The following is a 20,499-nucleotide window of genomic DNA, read 5'->3' as shown; positions in this document are numbered from 1 at the left end:
GCTGACCTCCTCCCCGCCCTAAAGGACGAGACTTTCAAGAGGTAATAAGCACGTTGCAAAAGAATTTTAAGTTAGTATACCCTTAATCCCTTGGTGATTAAATGAAACCCAAGGATTACTGGGATCTGATAACAATCATCGCACTTTCACTCCTTCTTGACTTCCTCATTGCTTTCTATCCGGATAGTTTACTCAGGAAAGCCCTTGGTTTGGCCTTTGTGCTCTTCTTTCCAGGTTATGTTTTCATAACGGCCCTTTTCCCTGAGAAAAAGGAACTCGACAACCTTGAAAGATTGGCCTTGAGCTTTGGTCTGAGCATAGCGATAGTCCCTCTAATTGGCCTTGGTCTGAACTACACTCCCTGGGGAATAAGATTAATTCCAATCCTTGTAAGCCTAACGGTTTTCAACCTCATCTTTGCCATTGCGGCAGTTTATAGAAGGGCCAATGCCGTTGATCCATGGATTCCAAGGATAAGCATTGAAAAACTTAAAGAAGAACTGGAGTGGGAGCAATCAAGCAAACTGGACAAAGCTTTAACGGTAATCTTGATCATCGCAATAATCTCCTCCATAGCAACTTTGGCCTACGTTATAACCCATCCCAAGCCAGGAGAAAAGTTCACGGAATTTTACATTTTGGGCCCAGGAGGAAAAGCCGCCGATTATCCAACTGATCTCTTTGTGGGAGAAAAAGCCAGGGTTATTCTGGGCATAGCAAACCACGAGTATAGGAACGTTACCTATCACGTTGAGGTATGGCTGGTGAATCTAACCTACGATTTCAACACGAACGAGACTTATATTCACAAGATGTACCTCATGGATTACTTCAACGTAACTTTACCCCATAAGCCCGTTGATATTGAAGGCAACTGGACACCCCAATGGGAGACTAACTACACCTTCACCATAAACAGGCCCGGAAAGTGGCAGCTGTGGTTTTTGCTCTTCAAGGACGAAAGACCTCCACTACCTGAGCCAATAAAAGGCGATTATGCTCAAACAAACGCCACTCAGAGAATCCTGGATGCAATAGAGGGCAAAATAATGGGCTTGAAGCTCAATATTCGGGTTAGGAAGAGCTGAATTTTCTTGCTCTAATCTAACTTTTTCTATTCTAACCTTGATATCCCTGTGATGATAATAAACCAGAAATACTTTTAATGGATGTATTACTTCTCGAAATTGTAAAAATCCATCGGTGATCATTATGAGGAGAGAAATTGCCTTCATGCTCGTGGGCCTGTTATTGGGAGCAGCAGGCTTTAAAATAGGCGGTGCACTCTTTAGCGATATAAGCATCTCGGAGAACAATGAAATTGCAACTGGGGAGTTTGATGTTAGAATCAGCAAAACAGGAAGCACTTTTTACAATGATTTAAAGCTCTTTGAATTCAACGATCTTAAACCAGGGGACGAGATAAAAGCTGAGTTCTACATAAAAAACAGCGGGGACTTCAACATCTCGAAGATTCTTATAATTCCTCATGTCCAAGACTTGGAAAGCGGTGAGCTTACTGGGGCCGAGGCCTTGGTGGATAACACAACCGAAGTTGGAGAACTTAGCCAAAACCTCATATTGGAATGGATTGTGATAACACATAACAACCAAACCTATACTCTAAGTGATTACTCTGGAAAGAGCCTATATGAGCTAAACAACCAGTCGATCTCAATCTTGACTGCACCCTTTGCACCTTCAGAAATCCTTAAAGTTACGATGTTTTTCTTAGTGAACCCCGAAGCGGGCAATGAGATCCAAAAAGATCTCTGCCTAATCTCAATGCAAATTTATGCTGAACAGTGAGTTTTTAAACCTCCTTTCCTTTTCTTCTCTGGTGCTCATGATGATTGGAATAATCTTTGATATGGATGGTGTTATTTACAGGGGGAAAGAGGCTGTTGATGGTGTTAAAGAGGTTATCGAGTTTTTAAAATCCAATAAAATTCCTTTCGTCTTTCTCACCAACAACTCCACAAGAAACGCCAGAATGTATAGGGAAAAGCTCAGGGAAATGGGGATTGAGGTTGAAGAAGAGAGAATAATAACCTCCGGCTATGCAACGGCCCAGTATTTGAAGAAGCACTTTAAAAAGGGCAACGTTTTTGTAATTGGTGGTGATGGCCTCAGAGAGGAAATCAAATCTATTGAATGGCCCATAATAACCCTCGAAGAAGTGAGGGAAAAATGGAGAGATGTAAAATACGTTGTTGTGGGCCTTGATCCAAAGTTAACGTATGAAAAGTTAAAATATGGCTGTCTAGCGATAAGAAATGGGGCAAAGTTCATAGGCACCAACCCCGACACTACCTACCCGAGTGAGGAAGGCATTCTCCCTGGGGCAGGGTCAATAATTGCCGCATTAAAAGTCTCCACCGAGAAAGAACCCCTGATAATAGGAAAACCCTATGAACCTGTTTTTGAAGTAGTGAAAGAAAAGCTCAAAGCCGAGGAAATATGGGTGGTTGGGGATAGGCTTGACACCGATATAGCCTTTGCAAAGAAAATTGGAGCAAAGGCAATAATGGTCTTAACCGGTGTAAACACGCTTGAGGACATAGAAAAGAGTGAGGTTAAGCCAGATATAGTGTTGCCAAGTATCAAGGAGCTTTTGGAGTACATGAATATCCAACATAGTTTTGATCCATCTCAAAAGGCAAGGTCTTCAAGGATTTAGGTGTCAGGCGACAACTTTAAAAACCAACCTTTAAAGCTAAATGCAGAAGTCAACTTTTGGGTTAGATTTATAACTACGTCTTTTGAAAATCAAAGAGGTGATTGAAATGAATCCATTCCATGATTTGGAGCCCGGACCAGAAGTACCGGAAGTTGTTTACGCCCTAATAGAGATTCCAAAGGGAAGTAGAAACAAGTATGAGCTGGATAAGAAAAGCGGCCTTATAAAGCTTGATAGAGTCCTTTACAGTCCATTCTATTATCCGGTTGACTATGGTGTAATTCCACAGACATGGTACGATGACGATGATCCATTTGATATCATGGTTATCATGAGAGAACCCACTTATCCTGGAGTACTCATTGAAGCGAGACCAATAGGCCTCTTTAAAATGATTGACAGTGGTGATAGGGATTACAAGATCCTTGCAGTTCCCGTTGAGGACCCATACTTCAACGACTGGAAAGACCTAAGCGATGTGCCAAAGGCCTTCCTTGATGAGATTGCCCACTTCTTCAGGAGATACAAGGAGCTTCAAGGAAAAGAGATAATTGTAGAAGGATGGGAAGACGCAGAAAAGGCAAAGCAGGAAATCCTTAGAGCAATAGAACTTTACAAGGAGAAGTTTAAGAAGTGAATCTCTCTTTCTTTAAAATTTTGGAGGTAAGAGAATGTACAAACTCCTTAGAGTTAAAGACGTCGTGAGAATTCCCCCGAGAATGTTCACAATGGATCCCAAAGAGGCTGCAAAGGTAGTTTTGAGAGAGGCTTATGAGGGAATGTATGATAAGGATGAGGGAGTTATCCTAGCAATTTTGGACGTTCATGAAGTTAGTGAGGGCCTTATTATTCATGGAGACGGTGCAACATATCACGAGGCAGTGTTTGATGTTCTTGTTTGGAAGCCTGAGATGCATGAGGTTGTTGAAGGCGAGGTAATTGATGTTGTGCCTTACGGTGCATTCATAAGAATCGGCCCTATGGACGGGCTTGTGCACATTTCTCAGCTTATGGACGATTATGTTGTCTTTGACGAGAAAAACGCCCAGTTTGTTGGAAAGGAGAAGGGCCACTTATTAAAGCTTGGCGATGCTGTTAGGGCGAGAATAATTGCCATAAGTGAGAAGAGCAAGATAATTAGAGAGAACAAGATTGGACTTACTATGAGACAGCCCGGCCTGGGTAAGTTTGATTGGATAGAGAAGGAGAAGAGAAAAGCTGAAAGTGGTGAGTGAAAATGACTGAGAAGGCCTGCAGGCACTGCCATTACATCACCAATGAAGATCGATGTCCCGTCTGCGGGAGCAGGGATTTAAGCGATGAGTGGTTTGACCTCGTTATAATCCTTGATCCAGAGAACTCTAGAATAGGCCAGGCACTTGGTGTGAAGGTTCCGGGGAAATACGCCATAAGGGTCAGGTAGCATGTCCCGAAACTTTTACTACAAACTTACAGAGGAACTTAGGGAAGATCTTAAGAATCCCTTAGGTAAGCTGGTAGAGGGCGAAATGCCCCAACCTTATCTGAAAGCCTCCGAGGAATTTAAGAATGCTCCCTTTTTAGTTACAGTGGGAGATGTCGTCACGGAAAACGTCCTCAGAGTTGGTATAAAACCCTCTCTAGCAATATATGACCACAAGACTAAGAGAAAGGAGTATGAACCCGACATTGAGCTTGGTGCGGTTGTGTTAACAACAAAAAACCCACCTGGAACAATAACGAAAGCTTTATTAAATGCTGTCAAAAAGTCCTTTGAACTTGTTAAGAGAGGGAAAAGAGTTTACCTGAAGGTGAATGGCGAGGAGGATTTGGCCGCCATCCCGGCCGTGATATACGCTCCTGAGGGAGCTTTGGTGATATATGGTCAACCTGAGAAAGGGATAGTACTTATAAAGGTCACACCTGAATGTAAGCGCAGGTGCGCTCAGTTGCTTAGAAAGATGGAGGTGGTTTACGATGGAGATTAGGGTTATCGAGACTAAAGAGAACAAACTCTTAGGAAGAAAGGAGATATACTTTGAAGTTATTCACGAGGGAGAACCCACCCCCTCAAGGGCAGACGTTAAGGGCAAACTCGTTGCAATGCTTGATCTAAATCCAGAAACAACAGTTATCCAATACATAAGGAGCTACTTCGGTAGCCACGTTAGCAAGGGGTACGCTAAGGCTTATGAGAGCAAGGAGAGAATGCTCTATATAGAGCCTGAATACGTATTGAGAAGAGAGGGAATGATACAGGAGCAGGAGGAGTGATGTAAATGGCTGGTAAGAAGACATCCCAAAAGTGGAAGTTCTACGAAGTTAAGGATGGCAAGGTCTCAAGGAAGAACAGGTTCTGCCCAAGATGCGGCCCAGGAGTTTTCATGGCAAACCACAAAGACAGATGGACATGTGGTAGATGCGGTTACACTGAGTGGAAGAGATGAAGCTTTTCTTTTTTAATTAACCTTCTGGTGTGTCCATGCTGTATTATCAAGGCCTTAAGATAAAGCTCCATCCACAGGTTTATGAGCCCGCTGAAGATACGTTTCTCCTAGCAAGGAACCTCAAAGTTAAAGAAGGGGACATTGCCTTGGATGTTGGCACGGGTACTGGAATAATAGCCCTTCTAATGGCAAGAAAAGCAAGGTTTGTCCTTGGAGTTGATGTTAACCCAATTGCAGTTGAACTGGCGAAGGAAAATGCAAAAATAAATGGCATAACAAACGTTCAGTTTAAATTAAGCAATCTTTTTGAGAATGTGGCTGGAAAATTCGATATAATCACATTCAATGCTCCCTACCTTCCGGGAGAACCAGAAGAACCAATAGACCTGGCTCTTGTTGGTGGAAAAACTGGAAGAGAGGTTTTAGACTCTTTTTTGGAACAATTTGATAATTATCTCCACGAAAAAGGTGTGGTTCAGATAGTCCAGTCCTCAATAACAGGTATAGAAGAGACCTTAAGAAAACTGGAATCTAAAGGATTTACCACAGAAATAACAGCTAAGGAGAGATATTTTTTCGAAGAAATTGTTGTGATAAGCGCTAAGCGAGCCTAATTCTTGGGATTTCTTGAATAAATCTCACTTTTGGTTTTGACTCTATATGAGTATCTTCTTCGAAAAACTCTTTTTCAAAAATCCTCTTACGTGTTTTGATTATGAGTGTTGGTTTTAACTTCTGCATGAAAGTGCGGTAAACGTAATGGTATTTAAGTCTTTCGCCGAAATATTTTTCGACGAGAAAATATTCGATACCCTATTGCAAAAATTTTTAAACTCTATCCCGCACCCAGATTAGGTGAGACTAATGGATGTAAAACCAAACATGCCTGAGGAGATTGTAAATTTGTTTAAAAAACAGCATTACGCTCTTGTTGGTCATCACAGCTCAGTTAAACTCTGTCATTGGTTAAAGGAGAGTATAAAACATAATCGTGTTTGCTACAAACAGAAGTTCTATGGGATAGAATCCCATAGATGCTTGCAAATGACTCCAGTTACAGCTTGGTGTACGCACAATTGTATCTTCTGTTGGCGCCCCATGGAGGGATTTTTAGGAGTAGAGATGCCAGAACCATTGGATGATCCTGCATTTATTGTGGAAGAGAGCATAAAGGCTCAAAGAAAACTCTTAAGTGGTTACTGGGGGGTAAAAGATCAAATAAACGTCAAAAAGCTTGAAGAAGCCATGGAGCCAAGGCATGCTGCCATAAGTCTCTCAGGCGAGCCAACGTTATATCCAATGATAGGGGACCTCGTTGAAGAGTTCCACAAGAGAGGATTCACAACGTTTATAGTGAGCAACGGTACTGAGCCAGAAGTTCTGGAGAAGATGCTCGAAGAAAACAAACTCCCGAAGCAGCTCTATGTTTCTCTGACGGCCCCTGATGAAGAAACATACCAAAAAGTAAACGTACCCATGATCCCAGATGGTTGGGACAGAATAAATAGAACACTTGAACTTATGAGGGATCTGCCTGTGAGAACCGTTATACGACTTACTCTGGTTAAGGGCGAGAACATGCACAACCCAGAAGGCTATGCAAAGCTTATAATGAAGGCAAGACCAATGTTCGTTGAGGCCAAGGCTTACATGTTTGTGGGCTTTTCCAGAAACAGGCTAACTATAAACAACATGCCAAGTCATGAGGACATAAAGGCATTTGCTGAGGAGCTCGTGAAACACCTCCCTGGGTACCACATAGAGGACGAGTATCCTCCTAGCAGGGTTGTTCTAATAATGAGAGACGACGTGAGCAAGGCGGATCGGGTTATAAAACATTAACTCTTTTCCGCAACCTTTATTTGTTTTGACTGCGTAACATTTAATTAGGTAAATTAGTAAAAAACTTAGTTTAGAGGTGCCGGGAATGAAAAGAATATTTTCGCTAATTTTAATCCTGCTAATAGTGATTCCTTATGCTGGAGCACTCCCCATTTTAGACGCTTCCACGAGGTTTCTAATTGAGGGCGAGGATTACATGGATGGTACTCAAGAGATAAGCTTATCCTTAATGGCCTTACTCTCAAGCTATTCTATTGCTGAGAATCTTACCAAAGAAAATATCGCGAGTTTTGTGGATGAGCTATTGAAGAGACAAAATGAGGATGGAGGATGGGGATATTACGAGGGAAGTGTGAGTAATGTTGTGGACACTTCTTATGCAGTTATAGCGTTAAAACGGGCAGCAGACTTTTATGCTTCTACTGGAGAGTCCTATTATGATATCTCAAGTGCCCTTAGGAAAGGGCTGAGTTTTCTAGTAAAGTCCTACACCATGAATGGATGGGGGTACATACCAAACACACTGCCAGAGTTCTATCCAACCCTTATGGCAGTTTGGGCGTTGGGTGAGAATGGATATACGGAAAAGAGCAGATATGTAGAGGGAGCAATAGCATACTTGGAATCGGCCGAGAGCATGGAAATAAGTGAAGCAAAGGCCGTTGGACTAAAGATCCTTGCCTATAAGAGTGTTGGTTATCAAATACCCGAATCCCTCATTGAAAAAGCATGGGAGCTCGTAAACTCTGACGCTATTACCATAGATGAGAGAGCCCTGCTTACCTATGTGCTCACCACTCATGAAGGATTGACTTTTGAAGTTGCCAAACTCCTCAGCAGGTTAGAAGACCTAGCAGAGAGCAATGAAACCTTGGTTTATTGGGCTAACGTTCCAGAGGAGTGGACAAACAGAGAGGTATTCACAGCTTCAGCCTTTGCAGTCATGAGTTTTGCGACGGCCAATGCTCTCGGGGGAGTAGGGGGCATCATTTCAATAGAAGACTCTTGTTCTGCCCTTGAAAAAGTCCAAAATCCAGATGGAGGATGGGGATACAGAGCGGGCTATAGCTCTGATGATAGAACCACTTATTACGTTTTAAAGGCATTGAAGAGGTGCTACTTTAAAGATGAAGTCATTGAGAAAGGCCTAGAATGGGTTGAAAGCAGACTCCCTAAGAATATGGAAAAAGTTTCTAAAGAAGGACGATTAAACTCCGCTTACATTTACAACCTCCTCACGCTTCTAGAGTTTAACATGCTTAATGAAACCGAGAAACAAACCCATATCTCCTTTATAAAGAGTTTGAGTGAGGATGGAAAGTGGAAGACGATACTTGGGCCACAACCCTACGACACGGCCCTTGCTATAAAGGCTCTCCTAGCATTGGGAGTTGACCCAAGTGATGAGGACATAGTAAAAGCAAAAGAGTGGCTTCTCTCACTACCAACAGATGGATGGGGCCTTCGCATACAGATTGCCGTTCCATTTAGGGTCCGTTATATCATGCCCACAGTTCCCACAACTTTAGAAGTTCTTGAGGCTCTCACCCCACTGGTCACTAAAGAAGAGGTTGAAAGGCACTTAACATGGCTCATGGAGCAGAAAATCGAAGATGATGGGTGGCCTGTTGTTAAGGAGATTTATATTAGAGATATCCTGATGTATTTAGGAGCCCCATCAGTTGAACTCACAATACGAGCCACTAAAGTCCTATATGACTTTGGCATAGACTACCGTGCTGAGACATTTAACTGGCTTTTGGACCACCGCAGTGATGGTTTATGGGGAACAACCTTAACAGAATCCGCCCTTGCAGTACTCTTTTTCTCTGAAATGGGAGAGGTAGTAATTAAGCCTCTCAGTCTATATCAAGTCCTCAAGCAAATTCCCGAGAAGAACTTTACGATCCTTTACACTTCTGATTATAATTCCACTGCAGTTTCACTTGGAGAAGCCCTTAGTGAAGTATTTGAAAAGAGCTTTGAGATTAAGCCCTTTGAAGGATTTGGAGATTCCAACTACATCGTAGTCTCAGACTTCAGCACATTTAATATACTCCAATACAACCCGTACATCAAGGTAAAGAGCGATGATATGTATGTCTACCTTGATGATAAGAGCTATCCAATAAATGACACGGTAATTTTAATTCCAGGAAAAACCAGCGAGGGATATCTACTGTTTGTACTCTCATCCAAAGGTGCAGAGGATATTGTGAGCACGTTCTTCAGTTCCACGATAATCAAGTACCTCAATGGAGCCGCCTGTGTAATAACCCATGAGGACAAGAACCATAACGGGGTAGTGGAGTTTGATGAATTGAACATTGAGCTTGTGGGGTGAAATTACTTTGAGGGCTTTAATCATTGGAGTAGGTCAGTGTGGGACAAAGATAGCGGACTTGTTCGCCTTAGTGGACTTTGAGGCATTGGCAATAAACACCTCAAAGAGTGACCTTGACTACTTGAAGCATATTCCTAGGGAACGGCGTATACTCATAGGCGAGAGTCTAACTGGAGGAAAGGGAGTAAATGCGAACCCAGTACTCGGAAGAGAGGCAATGAAAAGAGATCTTTCAATGATAATGAAGAAGATAAACTCCATGGTAGGTTACAGCGACGTTGATATCTTTTTCCTCACTTTTGGATTTGGTGGTGGAACAGGGGCTGGAGGAGCTCCAGTTTTAGCTGAGGCCCTAAAAGAAGAATACCCAGATTCACTCGTCGTCGCAATTGGAGCACTTCCGTTAAAAGAAGAGGGGATAAGACCAACGATAAACGCTGCAATAACAATAGACAAGCTTTCCAAAGTAGCTGATTCAATAATAGCCATAGATAACAATAAACTTAAGGAAAGTGGCGAGGACATAACACGGGCCTATGAGAAAATAAATCATACGATAGTTGAGCGTATAGCATCCCTTCTGGCACTAATAGACATTCCCGGAGAGCAAACACTCGATTCCAGCGATCTGAAGTTCGTGCTTAATGCTTTTGGGAGCTTCGCTACTGTAGGTTATGCAAAAGCTGAAGCAAATAAAGTTAGGAATCTCTCCCGGCTTATCTTAAAGTCATTTGAGAACGAGGGGCTTTATCTTGAAGCAAATATAGAGTCTGCCCTTTATGGGTTAGTGGCAATCCATGGGCCGCCTGAGCTTTTAAAAGCCAGGGATATATTTGAGGCTCTCAGTTACCTAACCAAAAAGATTAAAGGAAAGCAGATTTTCCGCGGCTTTTATCCAGATCCAAGGGAAAAGGAGATAGAAGTTGTCACCCTCCTAACAGGGATTTATGAGAGTAAAAGCATTGAAGACATAGTGGTAATCGCTAAACAATATGCTCAGTCATTCATAAAAGCGAAAGAAGAGGCCGAAACAAAGAAAAAAGAACTTTTGACGGGTCTACCAGATTTTGATGACATTTATCCGGGTGGGGTTAATGAAAGACTCGATTGATGTTGCGTTGGAGCTGAAGGAAAAGGAAGTATACTCTCACATAGCCCACGAAAGCGCAGAGGACATGATTAGAATAATATCTTCTATAGATGCTGAAAGAGCAAAAAACAGAGGAGAGATAATTCATTATGAAGATGACTGGGATGATTTGATGAGACAGAGAGTGGCCAAAGGAAAAAGACACACTGCTTTTGATTTCTACAATCCTGCTCTCCTCACAATATGGGAAAACAAAGTAAAAGGTATGAAAAAGGTTAAAAACGTATTTAAACTTGGGTTAGTGCTTTTAGGCATCTTTCTGGCAGCAGGAATAGCAGCCACGATTATCTATGGCGAATTATGGGTTTTAATTCCTTTGAGCCTCATCCCAATGGTGATATTTCTGGTGGACTACAAAAAGAACGCCCTTGATCTCGGTTACTACCAGCTTACCCAGCTTTTTATTGAAGAACTTAAAGAACTCCTAAAGAAATATGAGCTTGACCCCGAAAGGTACAAATTCAAAATATTTAATCATGATTATTTCGGAGTTTTAACGAAAAAAATTGGCACCAATGTTTTTGCAATGGTAAAGAAAGATGAAACGGATGGAAAGCGTTAAATAATTTGTTGACGTGTTATTTATTGGTATGGTGAGAGAGATGAAAAAAGGACAGATATCGCTGGAGTTCCTATTCATATTTATATTGTTCCTCGTACTCCTGACTTTCTCGATTAGAAATATTACCTTCTCCAGCGAGAATTCTGCAGATATGTTGAGAATTCAGGTTAGTGAAGAGGCGAAGTTGTTTGCAAACACGGTTTCCAATGCGATATCTCAGGTTTATGCACAAGGGCCAGGTGCAAAAACCACTGAATACTTCACTTTTAGGTATCTAAATGACGAGTATTTTCTTAAGAAGGCCTTTGCAATGAATAACAAGCCCTACATTGTGGTGGGTTATCAAAATGGGACCTATGTAACAATACTCGAGTTTAATGAGACAATTGTCTTTACTTCTTATGACACGGGTACAGATACACTCTCGGCGAATATGGTACCCATTCAAAGTGAAACAGATGCATTGAAAAAGAACTTCTTCCTTGCCGACTCCCTCTACCGGAGAGACCTTAGCAATGCTAGTATTTATAGTGTGGTGGGAATTGGTGTGGAGTATAATGGGACTACGTATTCCCCCTCTGTCTTAAACCTCAATATAACCCCCTATAACGGAATACTGCTTTTCCCAGAAGTTAGTCCTACCACGTTGAAGATAGTTGTTGAATGGAATCCGGATAGAAATGAGAGCTGGATTTTCAACTCTACTGCCCAAGAGCTTAGGATAAACCTTAACGTCGGTGGTTAGTATGAGAGGACAGTTGAGCTTGGATCTGCTTTTCGCTTTTGTACTTGTTACTCTTACGATGTTAAACTTGATTTATCTAGCCAATAATGAGATGGCCAATGCAGAGAGTTTTGATGTAATGGCAAAGGTGAGAGTTTTTTCAGCTGAAATAGTTGACCATACGGCCAAAGTTTATGCCGTAGGGGAAGGATATAGACTGAAGGAGGAAACTCCTCAAATAAGTGGAGCAACTTTTCGCATTACTTTTAATGGAGCGACGAACAAGATAATAGTCAACGTGACAGTGGATGGAAAGAGTTACTGGATAGTGAAGAACTCCACGGTTCCTATGACTAATGCTTCAATAGTGGTTAACAGTGGAGAGAGTTTTTGGATAACTACTGTAAGGATAGGTGAGATGCTTTATGCGAATATCACGGAGTAAAGGACAAACGGCCATTGAGATGATATTCATACTAGGCATACTTTTCATCGGGTTAATTATGATTGTCCCCTCTTACACGGATAATAATACGAATATAATGATAGTGAGCTATGTGAGGAGTTCCCTTTCAAAGGCAATTGACTATCTGAATACAGGGGTTATGACTGACGATGAGCTCTATAAGAGTACACTAAATCCATTATTATCACAGATTACGGAAAATCCACACTTATCTATTAAAAACTTCACCTCAGAGGAGAGCATAACTGAGGTCAACATAACAATACTAATTTCAACTCCGTATTTATCTATCCAGAACCTTAATGCTAGCATTGTCTCAAACCTCACGGAGTTTCTTGAAAAAGATCTTGTGGAAAACTATCGTTTTACAAATAATACTGGGGTTTTGAAGTATGGTGGAAAGAGAGTAAACATAGAAATTGATGTGGTGAGAGGATGAGAAGAAAGGGACAATTACTTTCAATAGATGCTTTACTTTCACTGGTCATTGTTGTCATGGTTGTGGGGGTAGTTATGAATACCAATGACATGATAAAGGCGGAGATAACGGGCCTTTTGGACTGGTATGATAGAGCAAACATTGCTAATAACATGCTTGATGTTTTAACTAAAAATCCCGGTTTTCCTGAGAACTGGGAGGAGAACGTGAGTAATGTTAAAGTAGTGGGATTGAGAGATGCTGATTATCAATTTGCTTTAGATTATGAAAAATTAGAGGCTTTAAACACTTCTATAAATGGTGCATTTATACAAAACAGCTATCTTTTGAAACTAAGTAGAGGTCACGATTTTGAAATCGAGGTTTATATAACAAAAAGAGACGTCAATGCTAGTGGACGATTCCCACGTGGGGAGACAAACATAGTATTTGAGTCTAATCCGGGTGTGAACCTAGATATAAATGGAAGTTCTCCTAGTGGGATATTTCAAGTTGAATGGATAGAGATAACAAAAAACAATGGATCGGTATATAGAAACGAGCAAATATGTACTTCTCTAAAAAGTGGTAACAATGTGGATTTAGAAAACAATGATGTGCTTGAATTCAAAGTTTCAGAGGATATAACAATCACTGGAATAAGAGGCGAGGTAATAGGACCTTATTTGATCCCTGCAGGTTCAATAATTACAATAAACGTGCTTATAACTCAATCTCAAGGATTTCAAATAAACTATGGGGGTGGAAGCTGTCCTTACTTCTTCAAGGTAGCGGGACAAGGAAACGTGAAAATCTCAGTGGACTATGTAGACTATGGAAATTGGAACTTAACTTCCCGTGTTACTCATTTTTCAAACCTTACGGAGCCTACGTACATGTTTGCTGTAATTAATGGGTCACTATACACGGATGAAAATGTGATAAATGCCTCAAAGGTTCGTTCACCGTGGATACAATACGAAAGAAGAGACTTTGTAGTTAAAAAAGAGATTTACAATAAAACCATTAAAGTTGGAACTACTAAAAAAGTGTTGGTTTCTGGGAGACTCGTTGAAAATATTCCGGCTCACTTCTATTTAGAGCTTCAAGTTTCGGGCACTGGAAATGCCACATTCGTTGTTGTAGATGATGTTCAGGTTAGAGGTCTTTTTATAGAGAAAACGTCTCCAACCTCCCCCCTCAAAGCTGTGTTATTCTGGAGGGAAAATGGTCAGAACATAACAAAGTTTTACACTGGAAATACCACCAGTGTAAAGATACTTTGGGGCGATTTATTTGAAGAATTGCCATCAGAGTATACGTCGAAGATCGTTGAGCTGTGGATATATGAGAACAACTTTTCAGATCTCATTCTCAGGGATAAAGGAGATTTAGACCTTCTGTTAGACCCTCTTTTTGAACAAGCAAGGATAAAACTTTGGGTGTGGGATGACAGATGAGGAGAAAGGGATTTATCTTTACATTGGATGCTCTCTTATCAGTGTTATTAGTAATGGTATTTGTGACGAGTGTTATCGTTGTGAGCGATAACGTGGGGATATATTCCACTTACATGCGGGAACAAAATAAATACATTGCTGAGGATGTTTTAACTATTTTGAGAGAAGTGTCATTAAAAGATCTGGTTCCTCAACAAACACTAACCCAGTGGGAAAGAGACGAAATACTAGATACGACATTTGTTTCACGGGATATGAGTCCTCTTGAAATCGTTGCTACGTATTGGACTATTGATCCTATTTATCCGGAGTTTAACTTAAAGCGCAAAGCCGAGATAATATTAGGTTATCTCTTAAACTCCACCTTGGAAGGATATAACTACGAACTCTTGATAAACAACTACACTAGCCCCCATTTGAGAAATGTAGAGGGCAATTATTCAAAAGCTCTAGAAGTCTCTCCAGCCACGTTAGTATTAAGTGGATATATTTTCAATCAAACTCCTCGTGGATATGTGGCAAGAGCGTATTTGACAAAGCTGCGAGCCAAAGAAACAACTTATACTTACTTTGGAAGCTCAGCATTTGCGTATGCTCCAAGTAGTCAGGACTATACGATAATAAGATACACAATACCAAATGAAGAGGAGAATGAATTGCCGTATGATGTTAATATAACGAAAATAAAGTGGTTCGCTCAGCCCAGATGGTTTTCTCCTTCCTCATATATGCGCTTGTTTATAGATGGAGAGGCAGTTGAGTGTGGCCAGTTTAGAGATGATGCATTTGTAGAATACAGCATATGGGAAGTTCTCGAAGATTCAAATTCTAATGATCCACTGACGTGTAACATGTTGGAGATTCTAAAGAGGCACAACGATTTAAGAAGGCACACCTTTGAAGTATGGGTTTATAATCCAGCGGGCTCTCCTTACACAGGGGGAGTTCATCCTAACGTTTTTATCACTCTAACTTACCAAACATCCCAGTTAAGCACTTTCAATTATCCGCAAACATTCCATTTTGATGAAATTGAGACAAAGCATCCATTTCAAGTGGAAAATGCTATTTTTATAGGAGGAAACTTAAGCTCATTATACGTTCAAGTTCAGATTATAAATGCTTCAAAAGTTAGTGAGCCTAACTATCCTAAACTTTACTTAACTTATCTTGATAGACAGATTTCAGTAGGAGTTGGAACATACATTGGAAATGATACTTATGTCTGGGACAATCAGACTATTTTTACTGCACTTCAAAATGGAGGTATATATATTGGCAATTTATCAAAAACATACCTGTGGTTTGCAGTAACTTTTGGAATGGATTATCAGGAACCTCCTTATGGGGATTCTACCAGCTATGCATATAAGTTGAAACTTAATTATGATACGTCCTATATTAGGGCCGTTTATACTCCAGAAACTGCGAAAACTCTCTATTCTATTGACATAACAGAGGAGATAACAAAGGACGATGTTATAGCTAGTACGTATGCAAGAACTGCATACCAGTCAACATTTTATACAATGCTCACTTGGAAATACACTCTCCCCCTAAATGTTACTCCCATCTGGGCGAAACTTCATATTGTTAGGTTGCACTATCTTAATGATCCAGACAAGGATCAGAAGATTTCTATATCCCCAGGCGTGAACAACTGGACTGTATTGTACTGTCACAGTAGCGGAAATCTTGAGTGTACTCCAAATAAACCATTTGCAGATCCGGCGTTCACCAGATGGGGGATAGTTGATACGATGAAAAATAATACTGGGGATATTGTAACAAATGCTATTCTGCCTGGAGATAACTATATCAAAGTGGAAACAGGAGATGCTTATGTTATATCTCAGGATTTTACTACAGGGGAATTTACATATTTGTTGGACGCCTATGCTCCCTATGGGGACATAAAGCCATATTTACTCCAGGGATATCCGGAAGTCCAAGCATACAATCTCACGTATAAATATGGTAGTGGAAGTCTTGGAAGTATATTTGTTGGAGATATAAAGGCTATTGAAAATGGAAGGTACATGAACCTTACAGTTGCTCAGCTCAATCCTCAAGACTACGCTGTTGATGATGCTATTATAAGACTATTTCAGAAACTGGGAGGAGATGGATGGAATACACCAATATTAATTGGGCTTAAGGATACAAAGATAAGTTTTGCATCGTTGAAAGGTATCCCTAGATCTATCGAGCCAATAATGATAACCTTGCGGGTTTGGAGGGAGAACTAATGAAAAGGAGAGGATTTATATTTAATTCACTAGTTTTGGTTCTTCTTATTCCTATGCTCTTACTTCTGGCAACGTATGAGGACGTCACCTCCTGGATTGTACAATCTCAAAGTGAGAGAGTACAAGTAGAGAGAACGTTTAGAGTGACTTCTTACTTAGAGGAAGACTTTAAAAATGCTTTAGAGTTATCAACGAAGCGTGCACTCTCATTAACGGTTGATTTTGTGACCAATGAGCACACACCAATAGATAACGCGAGTAAAGCTATACAAGAATTGATTTTAAGAGGAACGTATCCGCAACTTAGTGGATATAGTAGGGTAAACCTTTTCATGAGAAATAATACTCTGCGAGATTGGATTATTAATTTGAGAGATGAGCTGAGTAGGCAGGGCTATGTTTTAAGTCCCTCCGTTGATGAGATTTTAAATAATATCCAAATAACAGTGGCACCTTTGGATTCATTTCATGTTGTTGTAAATGCATCTATATCAAACATATTGATTCAGGATATCTCAGGTAAAGTAGTTTACAATTCATCCCTTCCTCAAGATGGCAGCATATACGCTGTGATCTCTATAGAAGGAATGGAAGATCCCCTATTCTCATATTTGACTTATGGTAGGTATTCTAGGATAGTTAGTTCGTGTAAATTTATGTATCCAAATTTAGCGAAACCTATTAAGGTAATAGAAGGATTCGGTTCCTCGGATATAGAGAAGTTCTCAGGACAAGTTTCAGTCTCTCTTGAAAATCTTACCTCAAATAAAATCTATGTGGGGGACTACTATACTGAAAAAGATGCTCTAGGGTATATTGTAAAGAACGAGCCTGGTGTATCGGTGAATAAGCCTATAATATTCAACACCACCATTAATAACATTGAGGTTTCTCCGTTAGATATATTCGAGGATGAGGATATAGCTGTAATGGTCTTTGGAAATATAAGTGGGGCTTGGTGCCCAGATGCCTCTGCATATGAGTATAGAGTTGAAATGAATATCTCCAGTTTAGACTTTCAGCCTAATGCTTTAACCTTACTTGAGATTCCCGCTTCTGTATTGAGTGGTGCGTATCATAATGGAACTCTGGCTTCAATTAGGGTGTATGATGTGGGGTGTAATCCAATTCCGTTCTGGATAGAAAAGTGGGGGAACGACGAGATATTGATCTGGATAAAAACGGGGACTACAAACCAGTATTTCATATATTATACCACAGATCCTGCTTATGCCATCGATGGGTATAACAAAGAGACGCTGTTTGACCTCTACGATGATTTTGAGGGCACGTCAATAGATACTACCAAGTGGGACATATTGGGGAGTGCTACTGTAGATGGGAACGGGACTCTAATTGTATCCGCTGGTGAAAAAGCAAGTGTCTTGGAGTCAAAGGTGTCATTTAACTATCCGATATTTGTAAGATATAAAATGAAAAGTACCTCAGGAACTTCTGACTTTGACGCTGGAATAGCTGTGGTGTTTGGGGTCTCAGGGGGAGAAAGACTGCTGGTTAATGTGACATATGCGGGTGCACAAATCCCTGATTATACTAATATTCAGATTCCACTTAAACTTGAGGGAACGGACTTCCCCGATTATATTAATGCGCAAGATAATACAGCAGAAATTAAGGTCTATGATAATCAGGAGAATGAGGTACCATTTTGGATTGAATATTGGAATACCACTGAGAGAAAGGCACTAGTATGGGTAAAGAGTAGTTTTATCTATGACCGCCAACAAGGAAATACCTACTATTATCACGCTACTTTTTACATTGAGTACAACACTGGAACTCTGACAAGAGGAAATGGAACGGCTGTATTTGAGTTTTTTGACGATTTTGAGGATAGTGATTGGCAGGACACATGGGATCTGGTAAGAGGTGGAAGGAATAATATCGATCAAACTAATGGAAACTTGATAATAAAAAATGGCAATAACCTCCTCGCATTGAGGAATAATGCGAATATTAACCTCTATGGTGACTATGCAATTAGATTTAGAATGAGACCCTACAGTTACTATGGAGACTGGGATGCTGGAATTGGTATTAGAGACCCCCAAAATTACAATGATATTTTGCTATTTACCGATGATGCATGGGGAGAGTTTCCTTCATATGGTAACTACTTGGCAATTCACAAAGAGTGGTGGGATAATGGATGGCCAGATGAAATTTCTCAAGAACGGGGGGATAATAAATTCCATACTTATGAGGTTCAAGTATTTCCAGCTGACAATAATGTTTACTTTTATGATTTCACTAACGGTAGAAGTAATGGTGACAATCGTACTGTAACGGATCCCTTGTATAGAATATATCTTGTACTGGACAATGAAAAAAATGATAATTGGGTATATTACGACTGGATATTCCTTAGGAAATATTTAGATGAAGACAATCTCAACTATAATGTTCAAAAGATATCCTCAGCTCAAAGTACGCCAATGCAATATATCGATGATAATCCTGGAAATGTTGATCATAATGGTGATTTACTAGCAATACTCCAAAATTGGACCAGTTCATTGGCAAGTTCATCCACAAGCAGTGATTTGACAGTATATCGCAGGTACGAGGTGATTTTCAATTATGATTCTGGAGGCATTTCTACCACATTTTCCGATTTGGATGCTATCTCTAGGATTACTTCAGCTTCTGTGGCAACTTCGCCCCAACTTCCATTGAAAGTCCAAATAATTATTGACAATATCGTAGGTAACGATGCTTATTTCGACTGGGTTATAGCTGGAAGATATCCCTATGTAAGCACTCAACCACAGTATTCATCTCCGGAGTCCAAGGCCTCAGTACAAAGTGGGAAAAACGCAAGAGCTTATAATATCCAGCCTTATGTCGACTGTATCCAAGAGTATAAGTATTTCGGCGTTAGTGGTTATCCATCCTTCCTTGAGCGCTTGGAAGGAGGATCTACTACGAATAGAGTGTACTATGAGACGCTTGCCGAGAAAATGCAGGAAGCAGTATATGGCGAGGCTAAGTATCCAATTGGGCTTGTTAGCTTTATCCTTCCAAAAGATCTACCTCCAAATTTGGATTTCCTTGTCAGAAAACAACCTGCTGTAGACTACATATATTTGGATTATGAGAATTACAGAAGTGATAGAACCGATGTATATAAAGTACTTGGAATATCTTCTAATGGAGGCGTTGCTACTCCGATCATAGATGAGAATTTCTATTTGGACTATCAGATAGCAACGGCAGTATTTGGGGGACGAGGAGCCCAAGATTTACTAGTTTCGGGGTGATAATCATGGATCTTGATGGAATCCTATATAAAATTGGTGAAATAGCGGAAGCATTCACTGGAAAATCAATCCAATGGATTAAAGACATTGTAAATCCTACCCCCTCTCAAAAACCTCCAAGGTTCAAATTCCTTAAGAAGCTGATAAAAAGAGAGCTCACAGTTCATGAATTCTTAAGTTTGAACCTTCAGCTCTCCTTTATCTTTTATCTCGTATTTGCTCTCTTATTGGTGGTTCTTTTTGGGAATGAGCTATATCTGACTATTATTTCGGTTGTCTACTTTATCTATCTTCGCTACATACTCATTAAAAACCGTGACTTTTTCATTGAAGTTGAGCCTTACAGATTCTTCTATTATGGGCTTACTGCAATAGGTTTTCTTTCCTTCTTGGGCTACCTCCTAATAAGAAGGTTCGCAAAGAATGTCTATTACTTCTACGCCTACCTTATAGCTATTTTTGTCATTGTATTACTCTTTAGATACATCTACAAATCGAAGTTCACTAGAGATTGGACGTATGGAGTAGTAGAAGACATCAAAGGAGAGCTTGTGCTGGTAAGTGTTCACGATGACATACGAGCCAATGTGAAGCCTGGTAAATATTGGGTGGATAACACTGAGGATGTTGAAGTGGGAGATGTCGTAAAGATTCTCATAGAAGAAAGAATATTCAGGAGCTCCATTCCAAAAAGGGTGCTAGAAGTTCATAAAGCGAAACCTTCATCATCAGAAACCTCAACAGAACCAAAAGCTGAAAGTGAAAAGAGCACTAGCAAGTAAATAGAGGTATATGGCTCTCTCTTGTAAGTTTTCACAAACCCCCTTCCATTCTTAATTACGAGAGGTTCTACTTCTTTGGAGGATGGTTTGATAATAATCTCCCTCTCGTTAAATC

22 protein-coding genes are annotated in these 20,499 nt (G+C 40.4%); 21 read left to right on the top strand and 1 reads right to left on the bottom strand.

Annotated elements, in window-relative coordinates:
- Positions 1–101 precede the first annotated feature (101 nt).
- The 10 genes from EP1X_RS01190 (at position 102) to EP1X_RS01145 (ending at position 5,720) form a co-directional block, all read left to right on the top strand.
- Positions 102–1,088: a DUF1616 domain-containing protein gene (locus EP1X_RS01190; RefSeq protein WP_055280920.1), complete on the top strand. Its 987-nt coding sequence runs from the start codon at positions 102–104 to the stop codon at positions 1,086–1,088.
- A gap of 124 nt (positions 1,089–1,212) precedes the next feature.
- On the top strand, positions 1,213–1,809 hold the full coding sequence (locus EP1X_RS01185) for a TasA family protein (protein ID WP_055280919.1): 597 nt from the start codon (positions 1,213–1,215) through the stop codon (positions 1,807–1,809).
- A 40-nt stretch (positions 1,810–1,849) separates the two neighbouring features.
- A complete protein-coding gene (locus EP1X_RS01180; protein WP_055280918.1) occupies positions 1,850–2,680 on the top strand; it encodes an HAD-IIA family hydrolase in 831 nt (276 codons plus the stop codon).
- A gap of 106 nt (positions 2,681–2,786) precedes the next feature.
- A complete protein-coding gene (locus EP1X_RS01175; RefSeq protein WP_055280917.1) occupies positions 2,787–3,317 on the top strand; it encodes an inorganic diphosphatase in 531 nt (176 codons plus the stop codon).
- Positions 3,318–3,351: 34 nt separating this feature from the next.
- Positions 3,352–3,915, top strand: coding sequence for a DNA-directed RNA polymerase (locus EP1X_RS01170; RefSeq protein ID WP_055280916.1), 564 nt, complete (start codon positions 3,352–3,354; stop codon positions 3,913–3,915).
- A 2-nt stretch (positions 3,916–3,917) separates the two neighbouring features.
- On the top strand, positions 3,918–4,103 hold the full coding sequence (gene spt4, locus EP1X_RS01165) for a transcription elongation factor subunit Spt4 (protein ID WP_055280915.1): 186 nt from the start codon (positions 3,918–3,920) through the stop codon (positions 4,101–4,103).
- A gap of 1 nt (position 4,104) precedes the next feature.
- On the top strand, positions 4,105–4,647 hold the full coding sequence (locus EP1X_RS01160) for a GTP-dependent dephospho-CoA kinase (protein ID WP_055280914.1): 543 nt from the start codon (positions 4,105–4,107) through the stop codon (positions 4,645–4,647).
- On the top strand, positions 4,637–4,933 hold the full coding sequence (locus EP1X_RS01155; RefSeq protein ID WP_055280913.1) for a 30S ribosomal protein S24e: 297 nt from the start codon (positions 4,637–4,639) through the stop codon (positions 4,931–4,933). Before EP1X_RS01160 ends, EP1X_RS01155 begins: the two co-directional genes overlap by 11 nt.
- Before the next feature lie 5 nt (positions 4,934–4,938).
- Positions 4,939–5,106 (top strand): 30S ribosomal protein S27ae, encoded by a 168-nt coding sequence (locus tag EP1X_RS01150; protein WP_055280912.1) that lies wholly within the window; start codon positions 4,939–4,941, stop codon positions 5,104–5,106.
- Positions 5,107–5,141: 35 nt separating this feature from the next.
- A complete protein-coding gene (locus EP1X_RS01145) occupies positions 5,142–5,720 on the top strand; it encodes a HemK2/MTQ2 family protein methyltransferase (protein WP_055280911.1) in 579 nt (192 codons plus the stop codon).
- Here EP1X_RS01145 and EP1X_RS10120 read toward each other — a convergent pair.
- Positions 5,707–5,847, bottom strand: coding sequence for a hypothetical protein (locus EP1X_RS10120; protein WP_172672582.1), 141 nt, complete (start codon positions 5,845–5,847; stop codon positions 5,707–5,709). The two genes, EP1X_RS01145 and EP1X_RS10120, sit on opposite strands and share 14 nt — an antisense overlap.
- Before the next feature lie 123 nt (positions 5,848–5,970).
- Between EP1X_RS10120 and twy1 the strand changes: the two genes are divergently transcribed.
- The 11 genes from twy1 (at position 5,971) to EP1X_RS01090 (ending at position 20,384) form a co-directional block, all read left to right on the top strand.
- Positions 5,971–6,948, top strand: a complete 978-nt coding sequence (gene twy1, locus EP1X_RS01140) for a 4-demethylwyosine synthase TYW1 (protein WP_055280910.1) — start codon at positions 5,971–5,973, stop codon at positions 6,946–6,948.
- Positions 6,949–7,033: 85 nt separating this feature from the next.
- Positions 7,034–9,292, top strand: a complete 2,259-nt coding sequence (locus EP1X_RS01135; protein ID WP_055280909.1) for a prenyltransferase/squalene oxidase repeat-containing protein — start codon at positions 7,034–7,036, stop codon at positions 9,290–9,292.
- A gap of 7 nt (positions 9,293–9,299) precedes the next feature.
- The gene (locus EP1X_RS01130) at positions 9,300–10,403 is read left to right on the top strand and encodes a hypothetical protein (RefSeq protein WP_055280908.1); all 1,104 of its coding nucleotides are present in this window, start codon (positions 9,300–9,302) and stop codon (positions 10,401–10,403) included.
- On the top strand, positions 10,387–11,004 hold the full coding sequence (locus tag EP1X_RS01125; protein WP_055280907.1) for a hypothetical protein: 618 nt from the start codon (positions 10,387–10,389) through the stop codon (positions 11,002–11,004). The genes EP1X_RS01130 and EP1X_RS01125 overlap by 17 nt, the downstream gene beginning before the upstream one ends.
- A 40-nt stretch (positions 11,005–11,044) precedes the next feature.
- Complete coding sequence (locus EP1X_RS01120; RefSeq protein ID WP_055280906.1) at positions 11,045–11,749, top strand: class III signal peptide-containing protein; 705 nt, start codon at positions 11,045–11,047, stop codon at positions 11,747–11,749.
- 1 nt (position 11,750) lies between these two features.
- Positions 11,751–12,173, top strand: a complete 423-nt coding sequence (locus EP1X_RS01115; protein WP_055280905.1) for a hypothetical protein — start codon at positions 11,751–11,753, stop codon at positions 12,171–12,173.
- Complete coding sequence (locus EP1X_RS01110) at positions 12,154–12,633, top strand: hypothetical protein (RefSeq protein WP_055280904.1); 480 nt, start codon at positions 12,154–12,156, stop codon at positions 12,631–12,633. Before EP1X_RS01115 ends, EP1X_RS01110 begins: the two co-directional genes overlap by 20 nt.
- A complete protein-coding gene (locus tag EP1X_RS01105) occupies positions 12,630–14,072 on the top strand; it encodes a hypothetical protein (RefSeq protein ID WP_055280903.1) in 1,443 nt (480 codons plus the stop codon). The genes EP1X_RS01110 and EP1X_RS01105 overlap by 4 nt, the downstream gene beginning before the upstream one ends.
- Positions 14,069–16,321, top strand: a complete 2,253-nt coding sequence (locus tag EP1X_RS01100; RefSeq protein WP_055280902.1) for a hypothetical protein — start codon at positions 14,069–14,071, stop codon at positions 16,319–16,321. Before EP1X_RS01105 ends, EP1X_RS01100 begins: the two co-directional genes overlap by 4 nt.
- Entirely contained in the window at positions 16,321–19,602 is a 3,282-nt protein-coding gene (locus EP1X_RS01095; protein WP_055280901.1) for a DUF2341 domain-containing protein, read from the top strand. The genes EP1X_RS01100 and EP1X_RS01095 overlap by 1 nt, the downstream gene beginning before the upstream one ends.
- A 5-nt stretch (positions 19,603–19,607) precedes the next feature.
- A complete protein-coding gene (locus tag EP1X_RS01090) occupies positions 19,608–20,384 on the top strand; it encodes a DUF2101 family protein (protein WP_055280900.1) in 777 nt (258 codons plus the stop codon).
- Positions 20,385–20,499 lie beyond the last annotated feature (115 nt).

It is taken from the genome of Thermococcus sp. EP1 (assembly GCF_001317345.1).
Taxonomy (GTDB): Archaea; Methanobacteriota_B; Thermococci; order Thermococcales; family Thermococcaceae; genus Thermococcus_A.
Note: the sequence above shows the minus strand (reverse complement) of the source record. Positions and strands in the feature narration are given on the sequence as shown.

What these genes read in the sequence shown, in the direction of transcription:
- EP1X_RS01170 (WP_055280916.1), top strand. Translation starts at nt 3,352, where the DNA reads ATGTACAAACTCCTTAGAGTTAAAGACGTCGTGAGAATTCCCCCGAGA.
- EP1X_RS01190 (WP_055280920.1), top strand. Translation starts at nt 102, where the DNA reads ATGAAACCCAAGGATTACTGGGATCTGATAACAATCATCGCACTTTCA.
- EP1X_RS01090 (WP_055280900.1), top strand. Translation starts at nt 19,608, where the DNA reads ATGGATCTTGATGGAATCCTATATAAAATTGGTGAAATAGCGGAAGCA.
- EP1X_RS01155 (WP_055280913.1), top strand. Translation starts at nt 4,637, where the DNA reads ATGGAGATTAGGGTTATCGAGACTAAAGAGAACAAACTCTTAGGAAGA.
- EP1X_RS01175 (WP_055280917.1), top strand. Translation starts at nt 2,787, where the DNA reads ATGAATCCATTCCATGATTTGGAGCCCGGACCAGAAGTACCGGAAGTT.
- EP1X_RS01100 (WP_055280902.1), top strand. Translation starts at nt 14,069, where the DNA reads ATGAGGAGAAAGGGATTTATCTTTACATTGGATGCTCTCTTATCAGTG.
- EP1X_RS01135 (WP_055280909.1), top strand. Translation starts at nt 7,034, where the DNA reads ATGAAAAGAATATTTTCGCTAATTTTAATCCTGCTAATAGTGATTCCT.
- EP1X_RS01110 (WP_055280904.1), top strand. Translation starts at nt 12,154, where the DNA reads ATGCGAATATCACGGAGTAAAGGACAAACGGCCATTGAGATGATATTC.
- EP1X_RS01120 (WP_055280906.1), top strand. Translation starts at nt 11,045, where the DNA reads ATGAAAAAAGGACAGATATCGCTGGAGTTCCTATTCATATTTATATTG.
- EP1X_RS01095 (WP_055280901.1), top strand. Translation starts at nt 16,321, where the DNA reads ATGAAAAGGAGAGGATTTATATTTAATTCACTAGTTTTGGTTCTTCTT.
- EP1X_RS01150 (WP_055280912.1), top strand. Translation starts at nt 4,939, where the DNA reads ATGGCTGGTAAGAAGACATCCCAAAAGTGGAAGTTCTACGAAGTTAAG.
- EP1X_RS10120 (WP_172672582.1), bottom strand. Translation starts at nt 5,847, where the DNA reads ATGCAGAAGTTAAAACCAACACTCATAATCAAAACACGTAAGAGGATT.
- EP1X_RS01180 (WP_055280918.1), top strand. Translation starts at nt 1,850, where the DNA reads ATGATTGGAATAATCTTTGATATGGATGGTGTTATTTACAGGGGGAAA.
- EP1X_RS01125 (WP_055280907.1), top strand. Translation starts at nt 10,387, where the DNA reads ATGAAAGACTCGATTGATGTTGCGTTGGAGCTGAAGGAAAAGGAAGTA.
- EP1X_RS01160 (WP_055280914.1), top strand. Translation starts at nt 4,105, where the DNA reads ATGTCCCGAAACTTTTACTACAAACTTACAGAGGAACTTAGGGAAGAT.
- EP1X_RS01185 (WP_055280919.1), top strand. Translation starts at nt 1,213, where the DNA reads ATGAGGAGAGAAATTGCCTTCATGCTCGTGGGCCTGTTATTGGGAGCA.
- EP1X_RS01145 (WP_055280911.1), top strand. Translation starts at nt 5,142, where the DNA reads ATGCTGTATTATCAAGGCCTTAAGATAAAGCTCCATCCACAGGTTTAT.
- twy1 (WP_055280910.1), top strand. Translation starts at nt 5,971, where the DNA reads ATGGATGTAAAACCAAACATGCCTGAGGAGATTGTAAATTTGTTTAAA.
- spt4 (WP_055280915.1), top strand. Translation starts at nt 3,918, where the DNA reads ATGACTGAGAAGGCCTGCAGGCACTGCCATTACATCACCAATGAAGAT.
- EP1X_RS01115 (WP_055280905.1), top strand. Translation starts at nt 11,751, where the DNA reads ATGAGAGGACAGTTGAGCTTGGATCTGCTTTTCGCTTTTGTACTTGTT.
- EP1X_RS01105 (WP_055280903.1), top strand. Translation starts at nt 12,630, where the DNA reads ATGAGAAGAAAGGGACAATTACTTTCAATAGATGCTTTACTTTCACTG.